Raw genomic sequence first — 16683 nt, 5'->3', positions numbered from 1 at the left:
ACCGGAAGTGACCGGTCGTGCACTTTTCTCGCGAACGCGAGGAAGGGAGGCCCCGCCATGAAGCTCTACGACACGCCGCTCGCGCCCAACCCCCGCCGTGTGCGCTGGTTCATGGCCGAGAAGGGCATCGACGACGTCGAGGTCGTCACGCTCAACCTCATGGAAGGCCAGCACAAGACGCCGAGCTACATCCGCAAGGCGGGCCTGCCCAACGTGCCGATGCTGGAGCTGGACGATGGGACCTGCATCACCGAATCCGTCGCCATCTGCCGCTACCTGGAAAGCCGCTATCCCGAACCCAACCTTTTCGGCCGCACGCCCGAGGAGACCGCGGTGATCGAGATGTGGACCCGGCGCGCCGAGATGCTGGTCGCCACCCCCATGATGATCGGCGTGCGCCACACCCACCCGATGATGGGCAGGCTGGAGCAGCAGAACCCCGAGGTCGGCCAGTACAACCTCCAGGCCGGGCTGAAGGCCCTGAAGGTGCTGGACCGCCGCCTGGCCGACAGCGAATGGCTGGCCGGCGACCGCCTGACCATCGCCGACATCGTGGCCTTCGTCGGCCTCGACTTCGGCCGGCTGATCAAGGTGACGCCGCCGAAGGAGCTGGAGAACGTCTGCCGCTGGGCCGAAGCCATGAAGGCGCGGCCGGCTGCGGCGGCTGGGATGCCCCAGAAGGCCGCCTAAGCGTTCCGCAAGCTCGCCCAGCGCGCGCGCGGTATCTTCAGGAAGTGGTGCACGTCGTCCACGGCGTACTGCGCGAAGCCCTCGCGTTCGTACACGTGGCGGGCCCGCGGGTTGCCCACCGCCACGTCGAGCTTCAGCGCCTCGGCGGGCGTCTCCTCGAACACCCAGTCCATGATCGCGCGCAACAGGGCCGTGCCGCGCCCGCCGCCGGGCTCGGCCACGGCGATCCGGCGCAGCAGGACGGTGGGCTGCCGGACCTCCTGCAGGATGACGAAGCCGTCCAGGCCCGCGCCGTTGCGCAGGCCGAAGTAGCGGGCGTCGGGCGAGGCCATCTGGGCGGCGTGCCCGTCGGCCTCGAAGCGGCCGATGAAGGCGTCGTAGCCCGGCAGGCGCTCGATGCGCATGACCTCGGCGATGTCGGCGGGCGTGAGCGGGGAGAGCTGGGTCATGGCCCAGCTCACGTCGTGCGCGGCCCCGTCTTCTTCAAGACCGCCTGGAAGCTCATGACCACGGAGTCGCCCGTGGTGATCAGGCCGCGCACGAAGACCATGCTGCGGCCGGCCTTCACCACCTCGCCCCGGGCCTCGACGACCTGGCCCATGTAGGCCGAGCCTACGAAGTCGCCGCTGAACGAGGCGGTCACCGCGTGGGAGTCCTTCAGCGCGTCGCGTGCGATCACGAACAGGGCGAAGTCGGCGAAGGTCATGATGCAGCCGCCGTGCATGAAGTCGCCGCCGTTCATGTGCCGCTTCTCGGCCTTGAAGGCGCACACCGGCCGGCCGTCCTCGCCGATGCGGAAATAGAAGGGGCCCGACAGGTCCTCGTAGGGGTCCCCGCCCGGATAGTACGACCACCCGGCCCACTCGCCCTCGGCGACCGTCTTCAGATGCGAGACGTAGCCCTGTTCCTCGTCGCCGCCGTCCATCGCCGCTCCCACTTCCGGCGGGGTTTGCCCCGCGCGGTTTCGAACACTAGTTTGACGCCCCCGCTTACAAGCCTATGGGTTGCCGTCATGCAAGGCCGGACCGTCATCTTCCGCGCGGAGCCCCGCGCGTGATCGGGTTGGCGCTCGCGGCCGCGCTCGCTGGCGCCGAGCCGTCCGCCGCTACGTCGGCCTCCTTTACCTTCCAGCCGAGGACGGCGGTCGATGGCGAAACCCTGCAGGTGATCCTGGGACAGCGGGCCTTGTTCCGCCTCGATGACCACGGCCTGCCAGTGCTGTTCAAGGTCGAGGAGGGGAAGCTTGCCGTGGCTCATCCGCCCGGCGCAGTGACAGAGACCTTCGGGCCGCCCCCGCAAGGCCAGATCGGCGCAGCGCTCGACGCCTCGGCCGAGACGCGCGTCACCGTGCTGAAGATCTGGAATCGCACCGACAAGCCGCTGGACTACCGAGTCATCGCCGTCGTTATGGGCAAGGGGAGGTTCATCGCCATGCCCATGCCCGTGTCCTGTTCGATCAAGCCGCGCAGCGTGCACGTCGAAACCTGGCCCCGGCCGATCGTGGCCGTGGGCCTCGGCCGCTTCCGGGAAGCGGTCGGAACCAAAGCCTGCCCATAAGAAGCCGCAAGGGGATCTCCGCCATGGCGCTCGACGCCGAAACCCGCGACCAGCTCATCGACACCGTCCGGCGGTTCGTCACCGAACGCCTGCGCCCCCTGGAGGCGAAGGTCTCGGAGGACGACGCCATTCCCGCCGACGTGATCGAGGAGATGAAGGAACTCGGGCTCTTCGGCCTCTCCATCCCCACCGAGTACGGCGGCCTGGGCCTCGACATGGAGGAGGAGGTCCTGGTCTGCATCGAGCTCGGCCGCACCAGCCCGGCCTTCCGCTCGTCCTTCGGCACCAACGTCGGCATCGGCAGCCAGGGCCTCGTCATGTTCGGCACGCCGGAACAGAAGGCGAAGTACCTGCCCGGGGTCGCCTCGGGCGAGATCGTCACCTCCTTCGCGCTCACCGAGCCCGAGGCGGGATCCGACAGCGCCAACGTCCAGACTAGGGCCGTCCGCGACGGCGACCATTACGTGCTGAACGGGACCAAGCGCTACATCACCAACGCCAACCGCGCCGACCTCTTCACCGTCATGGCCCGCACCGACCCCTCCAAGCCCGGCGGCGGCGGGGTCTCGGCCTTCCTGGTGGAGCGCAACCTGCCCGGCCTGTCGGTCGGCAAGCCCGAGAAGAAGATGGGCCAGCAGGGCGCGCACATCTGCGACGTGATGTTCGACAACGTCCGGGTGCCGGCGGAGAACCGCCTGGGCGGCGAGGGCGAGGGCTTCAAGGTGGCCATGCAGGTGCTGGACCGCGGCCGCCTGCACATCTCGGGCATCTGCGTGGGCGTGGCCGAGCGGCTGATCGCCGACTGCGTGGCCTACGCCTCCGAGCGCAAGCAGTTCGGCCAGGCGCTCGCCCAGTTCCAGCTCGTCCAGGGCATGATCGCCGACTCCAAGACCGAGGCGCTGGCCGCCCGGGCCCTGACCCTGGAGAGCGCCCGCAAGCGCGACGCCGGCCAGAACGTCACCATGGAGGCGGCGGCCTCGAAGTACTTCGCCTCGGAGATGGTGGGCCGCGTGGCCGACCGGGCGGTGCAGATCTTCGGCGGCGCCGGCTACATCGCCGAATACGGCATCGAGCGCTTCTACCGCGACGTGCGCATCTTCCGGATCTACGAGGGCACCAGCCAGATCCAGCAGGTGATCATTTCGCGCGAGACGCTGAAGCGGGGCGGCTGAGGCATGAGCGCAGCGATCGAGAGCGCCATCTTCGACCTGCTGGGCAAGGTCGCGCCCGGAAAGTCCGTGTCGCCCGAGGACGTGGCCAAGGCGGTCGATCCCGCCGGCTGGCGGCGCGAGCTGGGCAAGGTGCGGCCCGTCGCCGTGGGCCTTGCGCGCGCCGGCCGGCTGGTGATCCTTCGCCACAACAAGCCGGCCGACCCCGAGAAGTTCAAGGGCGTCTGGCGGATGCGCCTGCCCGGCGCGGAAGATCAAGGAGCGTCTGAATGATCACCATCTATGGCGCCTCGCTGTCGCCGTTCGTGCGCAAGGCCATCGTCTTCGCTATCGAAAAGGGGCTGGAGTTCGAGGTGGTCCCCGCCAACGCGGCCATGGGCCCGCCCGAGTTCAAGGCGGCCAGCCCCTTCGGCAAGATCCCCGCGATGAAGGACGGCGACTTCCTGCTGTCGGACTCCACGGCCATCGTCACCTACATGGACGCGCTCAAGCCCGAGCCAAACCTGATCCCCACCGAGCCCAAGGCGCGCGCCCGGGCCATCTGGTTCGAGGAGTTCGGCGACACCATCGTCGCCGCCTGCGGGGGCAAGATCGTCTTCAACCGCCTCGTCTCGCCGCGCTTCCTGGGCAAGCCGGGCGACCTGGCCGCCGCCGACGAGGCCCAGCGGACCGAGTTCCCCAAGCTGATGGACTACCTTGAGAGCGTGATCCCGGCTTCCGGCTATCTGGTCGAGGACCGGTTCACCCTGGCGGACATCGCGGTGGCGAGCCCCCTGATCACCATGGGCCACGCCGACTGCCATGTGGCCGGCGACACCCATCCCAAGACCGCGGCCTATGTGGCGAAGATCGCCGAGCGGCCGTCCTTCGCCGGGCTGATCGCCAAGGAAAAGGCGTTCCTGGCGGCGTGAGCCTCCAGGCCCCGTGACCGGCGCGGCCATCCCGACCGATGAAGCGCTTCCTCCTCGTCCTCTTCGCCGTCTTCAGCCTCGCCGCCTGCTCGACCATGGCGGTGCAGCAGCCGGCCCAGCCGCCCGGCGGCTACCGGGGTCCCTATCTCGGCGGCGACGTGGTCGCGAGCTTCGACGGCGCCCTCTTGGGCCTGACGAAGTGGGAGGCCCAGGGAGAACCTTGGGCCGTCATCGTCGCCCTGCACGGCATGAACGACTACGCCAACGCCTTCCACCTGGCCGCGCCGTGGTGGGCCGGGCAGGGGGTCACCACCTACGCCTTCGACCAGCGGGGCTTCGGCCGCTCGCCCGGCCGCGGCGTCTGGGCCGGCGACGCGCTGATGATGGAGGACCTGCGCACGGTGGTGGCCCTGGCCCGCCAGCGGCATCCGGACGCCCTCATCGCGGTGGTTGGCGAGAGCATGGGCGGCGCCGTCGCAGCCGAAGCCTTCGCGTCCGACCGGTCGCCCGACGCAGACCGGCTGGTCCTGCTGGCGCCCGCCGTCTGGGGCTGGAGCGACCAGCCGCTGCCGAACCGCACCATGCTGTGGCTGGCGGCCAACTTCACCGCCTCGAAGGTCTATACGCCGCCGCGCTGGCTGACCGACAGGATCAAGCCCACCGACAACCGCGAGGAGCTGATCGCCATGGGCCGCGACCCGCTGATGATCTGGGGCGCCCGCTCGGACGCCCTCTACGGCCTGGTCGGCCTGATGGACCGCGGCGCCGAGGCGGTGGGGGAAGCCCGCGTGCCGACCCTCTACCTCTACGGCGCCCACGACGACATCATCCCGAAGAAGGCCGCCTTCCGCGCCGCCGCCGACCTGAAGCCCACGGACCGCTCGGCCTATTATGCGCGGGGCCACCACCTGCTCACCCGCGACCTGCAGGGTCCGGCGGTCTGGGCCGATGTGCTGGCCTTCCTGAAGGACCCGAACGCGCCCCTGCCTTCGGGCGCGCCGCCGATCCCCACCCACCGCGCCGCCGGGGAACCGCAGCGGCGGTCTGCGGGGTTGTGACATGGCGCGCCAGGGCGTAGAGGCTGGCGCACGAACCTTTCCCTGCACGGTGAAGTCTGCGGCATGACCTTGTTCGATTCTCCGGCCTTTGAGGGCCATGAAGGCGTCCACGCCTTTTTCGACGAAAGAACCGGCCTCCGCAGCATCATCGCCGTCCACTCGACCGCCCGCGGGCCCGCCGCCGGCGGCTGCCGCATGTGGCCCTACGCCACCGCCGAGGAGGCGCTGACCGATGCGCTGCGGCTGTCGCGGGCCATGTCCTACAAGAACGCCATGGCCGACCTGGAGCTGGGCGGCGGCAAGGCGGTGATCATCGGCGACTCCCGCACCCAGAAGACGCCGGCCCTGTTCGAGGCGTTCGGCCGCGCGGTCGAGGCGGTCGGCGGCCGGTACTGGACGGCCGAGGACGTGGGCGTCAGCCCCGAGGACCTCACCCACGCCCGCAAGCACGCCCGCTACGTCGCGGGGCTCGAGGGCCATCCGGCCGCCTCGGGCGATCCCAGCCCGGTGACCGCCGAGGGCGTGTTCCGGGGCGTGCGCCTGTGCGTGCGCCGGGCGCTGAACCGCGACCTCGACGGCGTGAAGGTCGCCATCCAGGGCGTGGGCCACGTGGGCGGCTACCTGGCCGAGAAGCTGCACGCCGCCGGCGCCAGGCTGGTCATCGCCGACGTGAACCAGGAGGCCGTGCGCCGCATCGCCGACCTGACCCGCGCGGAGGTGGTGGCGCCCTCGGCCATCTTCGACGTCCCCGCCGACGTCTTCGCCCCCTGCGCCCTGGGCGGGGCGGTGAGCCTGGAGACGCTCGCCCGCCTGCAGGTGCGGGTGATCGCCGGCGCCGCCAACAACCAGCTCGCCGACGCGGCCGCCGGCCGGGCGGTGTTCGACCGCGGGATCCTCTACGCCCCGGACTACGTCATCAACGGCGGCGGCATCATCAACGTGGCCGGCGAGATCCGCGCCCTGGAGCGCGACGAGGCCTTCGACCCGGCCTGGGTCGAGGCCAAGCTGGAGCGTCTGGACCAGACCCTGGCCGAGGTGCTCGACCGGGCCCAGTACGAGCGCCGCCCGACGAACGAGGTCGCCAACGAGATCGCCCGCGCCCGGATCAGCGGCGCCGCCGAGAAGAAGGCCGCCGCCTAGGCGCGCGTGCGGGGATCCTGCACGGCCAGCAGCAGGATGAGCAGCGCCGCGGCCAGGAAGCCCAGCGAGGCGCCGAACACCACGGTGTAGCCGGCCATCTCCGCCACCAGGCCGCCGATCAGCGGCCCGGCCGTGGCGGTGAGGCTCTCGGCGGTGGCGGAGACGGCGATGCGCATGGGCAGGTCCTCGCGGGCGCCGAACTCCAGGATCATGGTCTGGGCGGCCATCATGTAGCCCGACAGCGCGGCCCCCAGCCCTGCGAAGGCGGTGAACGTCGCCCACACCTCGTGCACGTTCATCAGCAGCAGGGTGGCGGCGATCCAGCCGAGCAGCGAGACCACCAGCACCAGCCGGAAGCCGGTCTTGTCGCCCAGGTAGCCCCAGACGAGGTTCGAGGCGGTGTCGGCGCCCAGGAAGGCGAACGACAGGAGGCCCAGCGTCGCCCCGTCCGTGCCCACCACCTTGCCCACGTAGAGGATGTAGAACGGCGTGGCGATCCGCGCCGAGGTGGCCAGCATCTGCACCAGCAGGAAGAAGCCGTAGGCGCGGTCCTGGCGGATCAGGTCCGGGAACTCGCGCAGCCGGTCGCGGAACCTGGCCTGGGGCCGCAGCGTCGGCGGCTCGGGCTCCTTCATCAGCACCTGCAGCGCCCAGAGGCCCGCGCTGGTCAGGACGAAGGCGAGGATGAAGGTTGTCGAATAGCCGTTGCCGAACAGGTTCGGACCGATGAAGCACTTGCCGGCGAAATAGGCCAGGACGGCCGCGATCGCCCCGCCGGTGGCGTTGCGCCAGGCCTGCAGGCGTCCGCGCCGGCTGATCGGGATGACCTTCGACATCAGGAGGCTGAAGACCACCCGCTGGGCGCCCATGAAGACGCCGAACATGAAGATGAAGAACAGCAGGGCCCAGACCAGGGGCGCGCCCGAGAGCAGCCAGCCCGCCACCGCCATGCCCAGGATCGCCAGACGTCCCAGGCTGCCCATCAGCACCGCGGCGGGCATCACCTTGGTGCGGTGCTCGATCCGGGTGGCCCCGAAGATCGGCGAGATCACCCCGCCCGCCTGCTGGAGCGCCAAGCCCAGGCCCACGATGGCGTTCGAGCCCGAGACCGCGTGCAGATAGGCCGGCAGGAAGGTGGGGGCGTTGACCAGCCGGAAGCCGGTCATGCCCAGCATGCCGTGCAGGTAGTGGCCGACGTAGTTGCGCTTGAGGTTGTCCCAGACGAACGTCTCGTAGGCCGCCTCGCGGGCGGCGAGATCGCCGTCGTCGGGGACGGCCTCGCGAAGGGGGGCCTGTTCGTCCAAATCGCCGCCGCCGCGCGGCCGGAACGGCGCGACGCCCTGAAACGCCTCGAAGAATGGGACCGGTCTAGCAGAGTCCCGGATCGCCTGTCAGGTCCGGCGATACTCGATCTTCGAACCGTCCCAGAGGCGGCCGGTCAGCGCCCGCCAGGTTCCGGCCTCGTCGTAGAAGTCGTCGATCTCGGCCTCGCCGCGGATCGCCCAGTGGCCCGGGGACATCCGGCGGACCGTCACCCGCAGCAGCTTTCCGTCCGTGGGGTTGAACAGCGGCCCGGCGAAGGCCGCCGTGTTCCAGTGGGAGAGCGGCGAGGCGCCGGCCGGGGCGGTCCGCCGTCCGGAGGGGGCCTCGATCGCGACGGCGTCCGCAAGCGCCTCGGCCGACACCCGCTGCTTCTGGCCGTTGCCGTTGGTGAACGCCCGGAGCTGGGCGAAGCGGCCCGCCCGCCAGCGCTCGGACGCCTCGTGCCGGTAACGGAATACCGGAACGGGCCCCAGCTTGACGACCATGTCGGCTTCGACGACCGCCGTCCGCTCGCCGCCCTCGGCGATGAACGTGACCCGGTGCTCGCCGATCTTCGCGCCGTTGCGATAGGCGGTGAAGGCGAGGGGCGCCGGGGCGGCGAACGCCGGCGCCGGCAGGGCGGCCGCCAGGCCCAGCAGGAACCCGCGGCGGGACAGGGCTGCAACGTCGTCCATGCCCGCCGGTACGCTCCGGCGGGCCGGCCGGATGCGCCAGCGGGCCAGACGCGCTAGCGAACGAGGGCCTTGGCGAGCGCGGGGACTTCGCTCACCGGGATTTCGTACACGTCCGACAGCCGGTCCGCGCCGTCCCGCTTGCGCAGGCTGGCGAAGGTCAGGGTGCGGCCGTCGGCGCTGAAGGCCGGACCGAAGTCGAAGGCCTCGCTGTTCACCGGGGCGCCCAGGTTCACCGGCTCGCTCCAGTCCTCGCCGTTCCGCACGCTCATCCAGATGTCGCCCTCGCCCAGGCCGCCGGGCCGGTCGCTCCAGAAGAGCGCCACGCGGCCGTCGGGGCTGAGCGTGAAGTCGCCCTCGCTGTCGGGGGAGTTGAGCGGCGCGGGCAGGGGCGCGGGCGTCTCGAAGCCGTCGCCGGCGCGGCGCGCGGCCCAGATGTCGAGTTTGCCCTGGCCGCCGGGGCGGCTGGAATTGAAGGTGAGCATGTCGCCGTGCAGTTCGGGGCCCAGTTCGGCGCCCGGGCTGTTGACGCCGGCCACCGGCTCGGGCGCGCTCCAGCCGTCTGCGGTCCGGCGGCTCCGCCAGATGTTGAGGTCCTTGCCCTCGGGGCGGTCGGGCAGCGGGCGCCTGGAGATGAAGAGCAGGCTTTGGCCGTCAGCCGAGACCTGGGGGTCGGAGTCGCCGGTCTCGGGCGTCGTGAACGCGATCGGCGCGGGCGCCCCGCCGGCCTCGATCACGAAGACCTGCGTCTTCTGGAAGTCGGCCTCGGAGCGGGCGAAGACCTGTACGGCGCCGTCGGCCGAGCGGGTCAGGTTGTATTCGTTCTTGTCGGTGGAGATCACGCCGGGCTGGACGACGGCCGCGACGGCGAGAAGGGCGATCAGGGTCATGGCGCGGCCTATGGCCGAGCTTCGGGCCGCGGGCAAATTACCGTTCCGCAAGGCGGAACCGGCCGCGCGAGGTCGTGACCCGGGCCGCCGCCGCGGTCTAGACCGAGCCCTGTTTCTCGATCACCAGGACGCGCGCAGGGCCGACCGGATGGGCCACGTGCGCATCGCCCACGTCGGCGATGAACATGTCGGCGGGCCCAAGCCGCACGGCCTTCTCCCGACCGTCTTCGCGGTAGCGCATCTCCACCTCGCCCTCGAGGACGAGGAACACCTCCACGCCCTCGTTGACGTGCCATTCGTAGGCCTGGTCGGTCCAGTGCAGGCGCACGCTGGCGCCCTCGACGAGCGCCAGGTCGCGGGCGCCCCAGGCGCGGGGGGCGGTGAAGGTGCGGGCGTCGGTGATGATCTTGGGCATGCGCGTCCATATGGCCAAGCCTGCCTCGGCCGCCAGGGTCCTGGCGGATTTCGCCGAGAAGTCCGTCAGGAATCGCGGGTCAGCGCAGGAAACCCGCCTCGGCGAAGTCGAGCATCCGCTTCAGGAGCGCTTCGACGTCGCCCTCCCGGGTGACGCCGCCCGACAGGTGGTGCAGCCGGTCGAACTCGGCGAAGCGGTTGTTGTGCAGCATGCCCAGCGCGAAGTGCAGCCGCCAGTAGACGTCCTCCTTCGGCAGGTTGGGGCGGGCGGCCATCAGGGCGTCGGCGAAGCGGGCCAGGTGGCTGACGTCGTTGCGCAGCACCTCGCGCATCTCCTCGGTGCCCTCGGACCGGGCGCGGATGATGAACTGGAGCGAGATGCGCCGTTCGTTCTCGGGCGCCGACCAGCGCAGCGGCGGGGCGAAATAGGCCTCGAGGATGGCGCGCACGGGCGGCTTGCCGTCGTGGCGGGCGTTCGCCTCGTGCAGCAGGCGGGCCCGCTCCCGGTTCAGCTCGGCGGTCCGCCGGCGGAAGATCTCGAAGAGCAGGGCGTCCTTCGAGCCGAAGTGGTAGTTCACCGAGGCGAGGTTCACCCCGGCTTCGGCGGTGATGTCGCGCACGGAGACGTTCTGGAACCCATGCAGGGCGAACAGCCGCTCGGCGGCGTTGAACACCGCGGCCTTGGTGGCGGCCTGCGCCTCCTCGGTCTCGAGCGGGTCCTGGATCAGGGGATCGTTCATGCGAATCCCTTAGGGTTCAGGGGAGCTTAGGTCGATCCGGCGCACGCGCAAAACGCGTGGACGAAACCTATCTCGCCAACTCCTTCATGGCCTTCTCCAGCCCCTCGAGCGTCAGCGGGAACATCCGGTCGCCGACGAGCTGTTTGATGACGCCGATCGAGGGCGTGTAGTCCCAGTGCCGCTCGGCGGTGGGGTTCAGCCACACGACGTGCTCGTAGATCTGGGTCACCCGGTCCAGCCACACGGCGCCGGGCTCCTCGTTCCAGTGCTCCACCGAGCCGCCGGGATAGGTGATCTCATAGGGGCTCATGGTCGCGTCGCCGACGAAGATCACCTTGTAGTCGTGCGGGAATTTGTGGAGCACGTCCCAGGTGTTCATCTTCTCGGCGTGACGGCGCCGGTTGTCCTTCCAGACCGCCTCGTAGAGGCAGTTGTGGAAGTAGTAGAACTCCATGTTCTTGAACTCGGCCCTGGCGGCGCTGAACAGCTCCTCGCAGACCTTGATGTGGGAGTCCATCGAGCCGCCGACGTCGAGGAACAGGAGCACGCTGATCTTGTTGCGGCGCTCGGGACGCAGGTTGATGTCGAGGTAGCCCTTCTCGGCCGTGCCCTTGATGGTGGCCGGCAGGTCCAGCTCGTCGGCCGAGCCCTCGCGGACCCACTTACGCAGGCGGCGGAGCGCCACCTTGATATTGCGGGTGCCGAGCTCGACCTGGTCGTCCAGGTTCTTGTATTCGCGCTTGTCCCAGACCTTCACGGCCCGGCCGTGGCGGCCCTTGTCCTGGCCGATCCGCACGCCCTCGGGATTGTAGCCGTTGGCGCCGAACGGCGAGGTGCCGCCGGTGCCGATCATCTTGTTGCCGCCCTCGTGACGCTCCTTCTGCTCGCGGATGCGCTCGGCCAGGGCCTCCATCAGCTTGTCGAAGCCGCCCATGGCCTCGATCTGGGCCTTCTCCTCCTCGGTGAGGAACTTCTCGGAGATCTTGCGCAGCCACTCGGCGGGGATGTCGGCGGCGAGGTTCTCGCCGTCCAGCTTCTCCAGCCCCTTGAAGACGTGGCCGAAGACCCGGTCGAACTTGTCGATGTTCTTCTCGTCCTTCACCAGCGCGGCGCGGGAGAGGAAGTAGAAGTCGTCCACCGTGCGGTCGATGACGCCCTTGTCCAGGCCCTCCATGAGGGCGAGGTACTCCTTCAGCGTCACCGGCACCTTGGCTTCGCGCAGCTCGGTGAAGAAACGCATGAACATCGGGGGGCGGACTCTCGAACGTTCGTTTGAACGCTGAGGATGGGGCCGCCGCCCCCCGATGTCCAGTGCGCCCGGTCAGCCGCGCTCGCTGTCCAGCATCGCCATCTGCTGGGCGGGATAGCGTTCGCCCGCCATGGCGCCCTTGGGCGCGACCTGTTCCAGCATCGACGCCTCTTCGGTCGTCAGGGCGCGGTCGAAGGCGCCCAGGGCCTCGGCCAGCCGCTCGCGGCGGCGCGCGCCGACCAGGGGGACGATGTCGTCGCCCCGGGCCGCCACCCAGGCGATGGCCGCCTGCGCGGGCGTGAGGCCGATGCGCTCGGCCGCCGCGCGCAGCGCCTCGGCCACCTGCAGGTTGCGGTCCAGGTTCTCGCCCTGGAAGCGGGGGCCGAAGGCGCGCCAGTCGCCCGGACCGGGGGCGCCGGTCATGTGCCCGCCGATCAGGCCCCTGGCCAGCACGCCATAGGCCGTGATCCCGATCCCCAGTTCGCGGCAGGTGGGCAGCACGCCCGCCTCGATGCCGCGGGAGACCAGGGCGTATTCGATCTGCACGTCGCAGATGGGGTGGACGGCGGCGGCCCGCCGGATGGTCTCGGAGCCCACCTCCGAAAGGCCGATGTGGCGGACGTAGCCCGCCTGCACCAGCTCGGCCACGGCGCCCACCGTCTCCTCGATCGGCACGTCCGGGTCCAGGCGCGCGGGCCGGTATATGTCGATGTGGTCCACGCCCAGGCGCTGGAGCGAATAGGCGAGGGCGCTCTTCACCGCCATCGGCCGCCCGTCGAAGCCCAGGAAGGCGCCCTCGGGCCCGCGCAGGGCGCCGAACTTCACGCTCAGCACCAGGTCGTCGCGGCGGTGGCGCTTCAGCGCCTCGCCGATCAGCATCTCGTTGTGGCCCATGCCGTAGAAGTCGCCGGTGTCGAGCAGGGTGATCCCGGCCTCCACGGCTGCGTCGAGGGTGGCCAGGCTCTCGGCCCGGTCCGTGGGGCCGTAGGCGTCGGACATCCCCATGCACCCGAGGCCCAGGGCCGAGACCTGGGGGCCCGTCTTTCCAAGCTTGCGCGTCTGCATCGTCGCCTCCGTGACTGGATGGGCGAAAGCTATGGGTGGGCTTTCATCCTGATAACCGGCATTGTTCCTCACGGACCGTGCGGAAAATCGAACAATGAACCGGCTCGACCTCGACGCCCTGGACGGTTTCGCCGCCATCGCGCGGCATCGGAGCTTCCGGCGCGCGGCGGTGGAGCGCGGCGTCTCGGCCTCGACGCTCAGCGCCACCCTGCGCCACCTGGAAACCCGGATGGGCGTGCGCCTCCTGAACCGCACCACCCGCAGCGTGGCGCTGACCGACGCTGGCGCGGCCCTGCTGGCACGCCTCCAGCCCGCCCTGGCCGAGATCGGCGAGGCCGTGGCCGAGGCGCGCTCGGCCCAGGCCGTGCCCTCGGGGCCCCTGCGGATCAACGCGCCCCAACCGGCCATCGACCTGGTGCTGGCGCCCATCGTCGCGCGGTTCCTGAAGGCCTATCCGGCCGTGCGGGTGGAGGTCGCCGCCGAGACCCGGTTCGTCGACATCGTGGCCGAGGGCTATGACGCCGGCGTCCGCTGGGGCGAGAGCCTGGCTCAGGACATGGTGGCCGTGTCGCTCTGCGGTCCGCAGCGGTTCGCGCTGGTGGCCGCGCCCGAGCTGATCGCCCGCCTCGGCGCGCCGGAACATCCCCGCGACCTGCTCTCCCGGCCCTGCCTCCAGGTGCGCTATCCGAGCGGGGCCGAACCGCCCTGGGAGTTCGAGCGCGCGGGCGAGAGCGTGCGGGTGTCGCCCCGCGGGCCGCTGGTCTCGAGCAACGTCACGGCCCTGCTGCAGGGTGCGCTGGAGGGCGTGGGCTTCCTGCTGGCCTTCGAGGAGTACGTGCGGCCGCACGTGGAGAGCGGGCGCCTGGTTGAGGTGATGACGGACTGGTCCGAGGCCTTTCCGGGCCCGTTCCTCTACTATCCCAGCCGGCGCACCCTGCCGTCGCCGCTCAGGGCGTTCGTGGATTTCGTCCAGGCGTCGCGGCGGGTCAGACCGGGGCCTCCAGGTCCTTGAGCTTGCGCCAGACCGTCATGCGCGAGACGCCGAGGCGGCGGGCGATCTCCACCGGGCCCATTCCGGCGCGCTTCAGGGCATGGATCTCGTCGGCCTCGGCGGCGCTGCGGCGCCGGCGCGCCGGCGCGGAAGGCTCCAGCGCGCCCACCGCCTCGAGGACGGCGCGCAATGCGCGACCGCCTTCGCCGTGGGTGCTGAGGTCCGCGTCGGCGACGTAGAGCGTCGCCCCGCGCGCCTCCAGCCGGGCCACGACGTCGAGCAGGTCCCGGCTGGTGGTGGCGAGTTCCTCCAGGCGGCTCACCACGAGCTGATCTCCCGCGGCGATGAAGTCGAGCACCGAGCTGAGCACCGGGGCGCTGGCGGGCCCGGCCGCGGCCTCCTCGACGCGGATCACCTGGCAGCCCAGGGCCGCGAGGCCGGAGACCCGCTCGTCCACGTTCTCGTTGCCTGGTCGAACGTAGCCGATCTTGAGCATTGAGCCCGCCGTCTCGTGTGGAATCTGCGCCGAACAGTCGCAGGTTCCCAGAACCTGAAGGGGGAGCCAACCCATCTACAGGTTAAATCTCAGCAACAATCGCTCTGGTTGAGGAGAATGAGGCCAAATTGTGTTCTGATGCGACGAATATTGGCTAGATCGTTGCGAATGTTTCGGCCTGACGTCTCAGTATGAACTCGGAATCCACTGTTCGTCCGACGACGAAACCATAGCCGCCCACCTTCTCGAAGCCGCGCCGGGCGTAGAAGCGCTGGGCGCCGAAGTTCTCGGACCAGACGCCGATCCACACGTCGCGGGGGCCCTGCGCCTGCAGCCAGGTCATGACCTCGTCGAACAGGCGCTGGCCCAGACCGCCGCCCTGCCAGTCCTTCAGGAAATAGATGCGCTTCAGCTCTCCGCACCCCGCGGTCACCTCGGGATGGGGAAGGTCGCAGGGGCCGGCCAGCGCATAACCCACGGCCTCGCCGCCGGCTTCCACCACCCACAGCGCCTTCGTCGGGTCGGCGAGATCGGCGCGGGCGCGCTCCACGCTGTGGGCCTCGGCGAGGAAACTCGCCAGGTCCTCGGCCGGATAGAGGTGGCCGAAGGTCTCGGTGAAGGTCCGCTCGCCAAGGGCCGCGATCGTCTCTGCGTCGGCGGGCCCGGCGCGCCGGATTGTGGGTTCAGTCATCCAGCCCCCGTGACTTGCTGTATGATGGATACATGAACGTCGCGCTTTACACCCACCAGGACATGCTGGACCACCGTCCAGGGGAGTGGCACCCGGAGCGGCCCGAACGCCTGCGGGCGGTGATCGACGCCCTCGACGAGGCCACCGAACTCGACCTGGAGCCTCGCGACGCGCCGCTGGCCGAGCTGGCCGACCTCGCCCGGGTGCATGACCAGGCCTACCTCGACTCCATCTTCAGGATCACGCCCGTCCACGATCTGCACGAACTCGACGCCGACACCTACATGTCGGCCGGCAGCCTGGTGGCGGCCCGCCGCGCGGCAGGCGCGCCGGTCCAGGCGGTGCGGGACATCGCCGCCGGCCTCGCCGAACGGGCGTTCTGCGCCGTGCGCCCGCCCGGCCACCACGCCGAGCCCAACCTGCCCATGGGCTTCTGCATCTTCTCCAACGTCGCCATCGCCGCGAAGGCCGCCCAGGCGGCGGGCTTCCACAAGGTGGCGGTGGTGGACTTCGACATCCACCACGGCAACGGCACCCAGGCGGCGTTCGCGGGCCGGGAGGGCCTGTTCTTCGGCTCGATCCACCAGTGGCCCATGTGGCCGGGGACGGGCCATCCGTCCGAGTGGGTCCCCGGCAACATCGTGAACGCGGTCTCGCCCATGGGCGCTCCGCCGCAGGTCTGGCGCCGCGCCTTCGAGGGTCTGATGGAGAAGGTGGACGAGTTCGCCCCCGACCTGATCCTCGTCTCCGCGGGATTCGACGCCCACCGCCGCGACCCCGTCGGCGACGGCGGCCAGAGCCTGGAGGAGGCGGATTTCGCCTGGGCGACCCGGGCGATCGTCTCGGTGGCCAACGCCCGGGCCAAGGGGCGGGTTGTCTCCTCGCTTGAGGGCGGGTACGACCTCGAAGCTCTGGGTCTTTCCGCGCTCGCGCACGTGAGGGCCCTCGCGGACGGGTAAGGGGCTTCAAAGCGCGTGGGCGCCATCGGCAGAGCCGTGCGGGTCTGATGGACAAGGTCCTGACCACCCCCAACCCGACCAAGCCCCCGTCGGGGCGGCACGGGGCGATCATCCTGGCGCGCCATGGCGAGCCGGCGCTGTCGCGCAAGGTGCGGCTGTCGGCGGCCGAGTACCGCGACTTCTGGGCCAACTACGAGGTTCTGGGCATTCTGCCCGGCCAGACTCCGCCCCAGGCGCTTGCCCGTTTCGTCGCCGAATGCGGGACGCTCGTCTCCTCCACCCGCCTGCGCTCGATCGAGAGCGCCCGGGCGCTGGCGGGTGAGCGCGAGTTCGCCCATGAGGAGATGCTGATCGAGGCGCCGCTCCCGCCGCCCAACCTGCCGGCCTGGATCAGGCTGTCGCCGTCGATCTGGGGCTTCCTGGCCAGGCTATGGTGGTGGTTCTTCGACCATCACGAGGGGCAGGAGACCCGCCGTCAGGCCGAGGCCCGCGCCGACCGCGCGGCCGCCATGCTGATCGAGCTCGCCGCTGGCGGCGAGAACGTCGTCGTCCTCGCCCACGGCTTCTTCAACTTCATGATCGGCCGCAGCCTGCGCAAGCTCGGCTGGAAGCTCGTCGAGAGCGAGGGCTACAAGTACTGGTCCATGCGCCGTTTCGAGCGGAGCTGAC

21 protein-coding genes are annotated in these 16683 nt (G+C 70.4%); 10 read left to right on the top strand and 11 right to left on the bottom strand.

From position 1 onward, the window contains the following. Window positions 1-57: 57 nt before the first annotated feature. A complete protein-coding gene (locus tag ACK4TT_RS00555; protein ID WP_410212107.1) occupies window positions 58-690 on the top strand; it encodes a glutathione S-transferase family protein in 633 nt (210 codons plus the stop codon). Here the strand turns inward: ACK4TT_RS00555 and ACK4TT_RS00550 are convergent. Next, the gene (locus ACK4TT_RS00550) at window positions 687-1139 is read right to left on the bottom strand and encodes a GNAT family N-acetyltransferase (protein ID WP_409635777.1); all 453 of its coding nucleotides are present in this window, start codon (window positions 1137-1139) and stop codon (window positions 687-689) included. The two genes, ACK4TT_RS00555 and ACK4TT_RS00550, sit on opposite strands and share 4 nt — an antisense overlap. An 8-nt stretch (window positions 1140-1147) precedes the next feature. Then, complete coding sequence (locus ACK4TT_RS00545; RefSeq protein WP_409635780.1) at window positions 1148-1615, bottom strand: PaaI family thioesterase; 468 nt, start codon at window positions 1613-1615, stop codon at window positions 1148-1150. A gap of 128 nt (window positions 1616-1743) precedes the next feature. On the opposite strand from ACK4TT_RS00545, the gene ACK4TT_RS00540 reads away from it, so the two are divergent. From ACK4TT_RS00540 to ACK4TT_RS00515, 6 genes are all read left to right on the top strand, one after another. Further along, on the top strand, window positions 1744-2247 hold the full coding sequence (locus ACK4TT_RS00540; RefSeq protein ID WP_409635783.1) for a hypothetical protein: 504 nt from the start codon (window positions 1744-1746) through the stop codon (window positions 2245-2247). 23 nt (window positions 2248-2270) lie between these two features. Next, window positions 2271-3419, top strand: coding sequence for an acyl-CoA dehydrogenase family protein (locus ACK4TT_RS00535; RefSeq protein ID WP_409635786.1), 1149 nt, complete (start codon window positions 2271-2273; stop codon window positions 3417-3419). A 3-nt stretch (window positions 3420-3422) separates the two neighbouring features. Beyond that, on the top strand, window positions 3423-3689 hold the full coding sequence (locus ACK4TT_RS00530) for a DUF3253 domain-containing protein (RefSeq protein WP_409635789.1): 267 nt from the start codon (window positions 3423-3425) through the stop codon (window positions 3687-3689). Next, complete coding sequence (locus tag ACK4TT_RS00525; RefSeq protein ID WP_409635792.1) at window positions 3686-4327, top strand: glutathione S-transferase family protein; 642 nt, start codon at window positions 3686-3688, stop codon at window positions 4325-4327. Before ACK4TT_RS00530 ends, ACK4TT_RS00525 begins: the two co-directional genes overlap by 4 nt. A 38-nt stretch (window positions 4328-4365) precedes the next feature. Then, window positions 4366-5385 (top strand): alpha/beta fold hydrolase, encoded by a 1020-nt coding sequence (locus ACK4TT_RS00520; RefSeq protein WP_410212106.1) that lies wholly within the window; start codon window positions 4366-4368, stop codon window positions 5383-5385. A gap of 63 nt (window positions 5386-5448) precedes the next feature. After that, on the top strand, window positions 5449-6525 hold the full coding sequence (locus ACK4TT_RS00515) for a Glu/Leu/Phe/Val dehydrogenase dimerization domain-containing protein (RefSeq protein ID WP_410212105.1): 1077 nt from the start codon (window positions 5449-5451) through the stop codon (window positions 6523-6525). On the opposite strand, the gene ACK4TT_RS00510 is transcribed toward ACK4TT_RS00515, so the two are convergent. The 7 genes from ACK4TT_RS00510 to ACK4TT_RS00480 form a co-directional block, all read right to left on the bottom strand. Beyond that, entirely contained in the window at window positions 6522-7829 is a 1308-nt protein-coding gene (locus ACK4TT_RS00510; protein ID WP_409635801.1) for an MFS transporter, read from the bottom strand. The two genes, ACK4TT_RS00515 and ACK4TT_RS00510, sit on opposite strands and share 4 nt — an antisense overlap. A gap of 87 nt (window positions 7830-7916) precedes the next feature. Beyond that, window positions 7917-8522, bottom strand: a complete 606-nt coding sequence (locus ACK4TT_RS00505; RefSeq protein ID WP_409635804.1) for a DUF6134 family protein — start codon at window positions 8520-8522, stop codon at window positions 7917-7919. Window positions 8523-8575: 53 nt separating this feature from the next. Then, complete coding sequence (locus ACK4TT_RS00500) at window positions 8576-9409, bottom strand: hypothetical protein (protein ID WP_409635807.1); 834 nt, start codon at window positions 9407-9409, stop codon at window positions 8576-8578. A 97-nt stretch (window positions 9410-9506) separates the two neighbouring features. Further along, a complete protein-coding gene (locus ACK4TT_RS00495; protein ID WP_409635810.1) occupies window positions 9507-9824 on the bottom strand; it encodes a cupin in 318 nt (105 codons plus the stop codon). Window positions 9825-9903: 79 nt separating this feature from the next. Continuing rightward, window positions 9904-10563 carry a TetR/AcrR family transcriptional regulator gene (locus tag ACK4TT_RS00490; protein ID WP_409635813.1) on the bottom strand — a complete coding sequence of 220 codons (660 nt, stop codon included), beginning with the start codon at window positions 10561-10563 and terminating at the stop codon, window positions 9904-9906. Window positions 10564-10630: 67 nt separating this feature from the next. Next, entirely contained in the window at window positions 10631-11809 is a 1179-nt protein-coding gene (locus tag ACK4TT_RS00485; RefSeq protein ID WP_409635816.1) for a vWA domain-containing protein, read from the bottom strand. Window positions 11810-11884: 75 nt separating this feature from the next. Then, a complete protein-coding gene (locus ACK4TT_RS00480) occupies window positions 11885-12877 on the bottom strand; it encodes an aldo/keto reductase (RefSeq protein WP_410212104.1) in 993 nt (330 codons plus the stop codon). A gap of 94 nt (window positions 12878-12971) precedes the next feature. Between ACK4TT_RS00480 and ACK4TT_RS00475 the strand changes: the two genes are divergently transcribed. Continuing rightward, on the top strand, window positions 12972-13889 hold the full coding sequence (locus tag ACK4TT_RS00475; protein ID WP_409635822.1) for a LysR family transcriptional regulator: 918 nt from the start codon (window positions 12972-12974) through the stop codon (window positions 13887-13889). Here the strand turns inward: ACK4TT_RS00475 and ACK4TT_RS00470 are convergent. Both ACK4TT_RS00470 and ACK4TT_RS00465 read right to left on the bottom strand, forming a co-directional pair. Next, on the bottom strand, window positions 13864-14364 hold the full coding sequence (locus tag ACK4TT_RS00470) for a recombinase family protein (RefSeq protein WP_409635825.1): 501 nt from the start codon (window positions 14362-14364) through the stop codon (window positions 13864-13866). The two genes, ACK4TT_RS00475 and ACK4TT_RS00470, sit on opposite strands and share 26 nt — an antisense overlap. A gap of 154 nt (window positions 14365-14518) precedes the next feature. Then, on the bottom strand, window positions 14519-15055 hold the full coding sequence (locus ACK4TT_RS00465) for an N-acetyltransferase family protein (RefSeq protein WP_409635828.1): 537 nt from the start codon (window positions 15053-15055) through the stop codon (window positions 14519-14521). Between the two features lie 32 nt (window positions 15056-15087). Here ACK4TT_RS00465 and ACK4TT_RS00460 point away from each other — a divergent pair, with 32 nt between their 5' ends. Both ACK4TT_RS00460 and ACK4TT_RS00455 read left to right on the top strand, forming a co-directional pair. After that, the gene (locus ACK4TT_RS00460) at window positions 15088-16014 is read left to right on the top strand and encodes a histone deacetylase family protein (RefSeq protein WP_410212103.1); all 927 of its coding nucleotides are present in this window, start codon (window positions 15088-15090) and stop codon (window positions 16012-16014) included. 47 nt (window positions 16015-16061) lie between these two features. Continuing rightward, window positions 16062-16682, top strand: a complete 621-nt coding sequence (locus ACK4TT_RS00455) for a histidine phosphatase family protein (protein ID WP_409635833.1) — start codon at window positions 16062-16064, stop codon at window positions 16680-16682. The last annotated feature ends 1 nt before the right edge of the window (window position 16683 follow it).

It is taken from the genome of Phenylobacterium sp., from assembly GCF_046463815.1.
Taxonomy (GTDB): Bacteria; Pseudomonadota; Alphaproteobacteria; order Caulobacterales; family Caulobacteraceae; genus Phenylobacterium.
This window is presented reverse-complemented; position numbering and strand designations above follow the sequence as displayed.

Excerpts from the sequence above, each read along its gene's own strand:
- ACK4TT_RS00555 (WP_410212107.1), top strand. The coding sequence starts at position 58 with ATGAAGCTCTACGACACGCCGCTCGCGCCCAACCCCCGCCGTGTGCGC.
- ACK4TT_RS00550 (WP_409635777.1), bottom strand. The coding sequence starts at position 1,139 with ATGACCCAGCTCTCCCCGCTCACGCCCGCCGACATCGCCGAGGTCATG.
- ACK4TT_RS00545 (WP_409635780.1), bottom strand. The coding sequence starts at position 1,615 with ATGGACGGCGGCGACGAGGAACAGGGCTACGTCTCGCATCTGAAGACG.
- ACK4TT_RS00535 (WP_409635786.1), top strand. The coding sequence starts at position 2,271 with ATGGCGCTCGACGCCGAAACCCGCGACCAGCTCATCGACACCGTCCGG.
- ACK4TT_RS00530 (WP_409635789.1), top strand. The coding sequence starts at position 3,423 with ATGAGCGCAGCGATCGAGAGCGCCATCTTCGACCTGCTGGGCAAGGTC.
- ACK4TT_RS00525 (WP_409635792.1), top strand. The coding sequence starts at position 3,686 with ATGATCACCATCTATGGCGCCTCGCTGTCGCCGTTCGTGCGCAAGGCC.
- ACK4TT_RS00520 (WP_410212106.1), top strand. The coding sequence starts at position 4,366 with ATGAAGCGCTTCCTCCTCGTCCTCTTCGCCGTCTTCAGCCTCGCCGCC.
- ACK4TT_RS00515 (WP_410212105.1), top strand. The coding sequence starts at position 5,449 with ATGACCTTGTTCGATTCTCCGGCCTTTGAGGGCCATGAAGGCGTCCAC.
- ACK4TT_RS00505 (WP_409635804.1), bottom strand. The coding sequence starts at position 8,522 with ATGGACGACGTTGCAGCCCTGTCCCGCCGCGGGTTCCTGCTGGGCCTG.
- ACK4TT_RS00500 (WP_409635807.1), bottom strand. The coding sequence starts at position 9,409 with ATGACCCTGATCGCCCTTCTCGCCGTCGCGGCCGTCGTCCAGCCCGGC.
- ACK4TT_RS00495 (WP_409635810.1), bottom strand. The coding sequence starts at position 9,824 with ATGCCCAAGATCATCACCGACGCCCGCACCTTCACCGCCCCCCGCGCC.
- ACK4TT_RS00490 (WP_409635813.1), bottom strand. The coding sequence starts at position 10,563 with ATGAACGATCCCCTGATCCAGGACCCGCTCGAGACCGAGGAGGCGCAG.
- ACK4TT_RS00485 (WP_409635816.1), bottom strand. The coding sequence starts at position 11,809 with ATGTTCATGCGTTTCTTCACCGAGCTGCGCGAAGCCAAGGTGCCGGTG.
- ACK4TT_RS00480 (WP_410212104.1), bottom strand. The coding sequence starts at position 12,877 with ATGCAGACGCGCAAGCTTGGAAAGACGGGCCCCCAGGTCTCGGCCCTG.
- ACK4TT_RS00475 (WP_409635822.1), top strand. The coding sequence starts at position 12,972 with ATGAACCGGCTCGACCTCGACGCCCTGGACGGTTTCGCCGCCATCGCG.
- ACK4TT_RS00470 (WP_409635825.1), bottom strand. The coding sequence starts at position 14,364 with ATGCTCAAGATCGGCTACGTTCGACCAGGCAACGAGAACGTGGACGAG.
- ACK4TT_RS00465 (WP_409635828.1), bottom strand. The coding sequence starts at position 15,055 with ATGACTGAACCCACAATCCGGCGCGCCGGGCCCGCCGACGCAGAGACG.
- ACK4TT_RS00460 (WP_410212103.1), top strand. The coding sequence starts at position 15,088 with ATGAACGTCGCGCTTTACACCCACCAGGACATGCTGGACCACCGTCCA.
- ACK4TT_RS00455 (WP_409635833.1), top strand. The coding sequence starts at position 16,062 with ATGGACAAGGTCCTGACCACCCCCAACCCGACCAAGCCCCCGTCGGGG.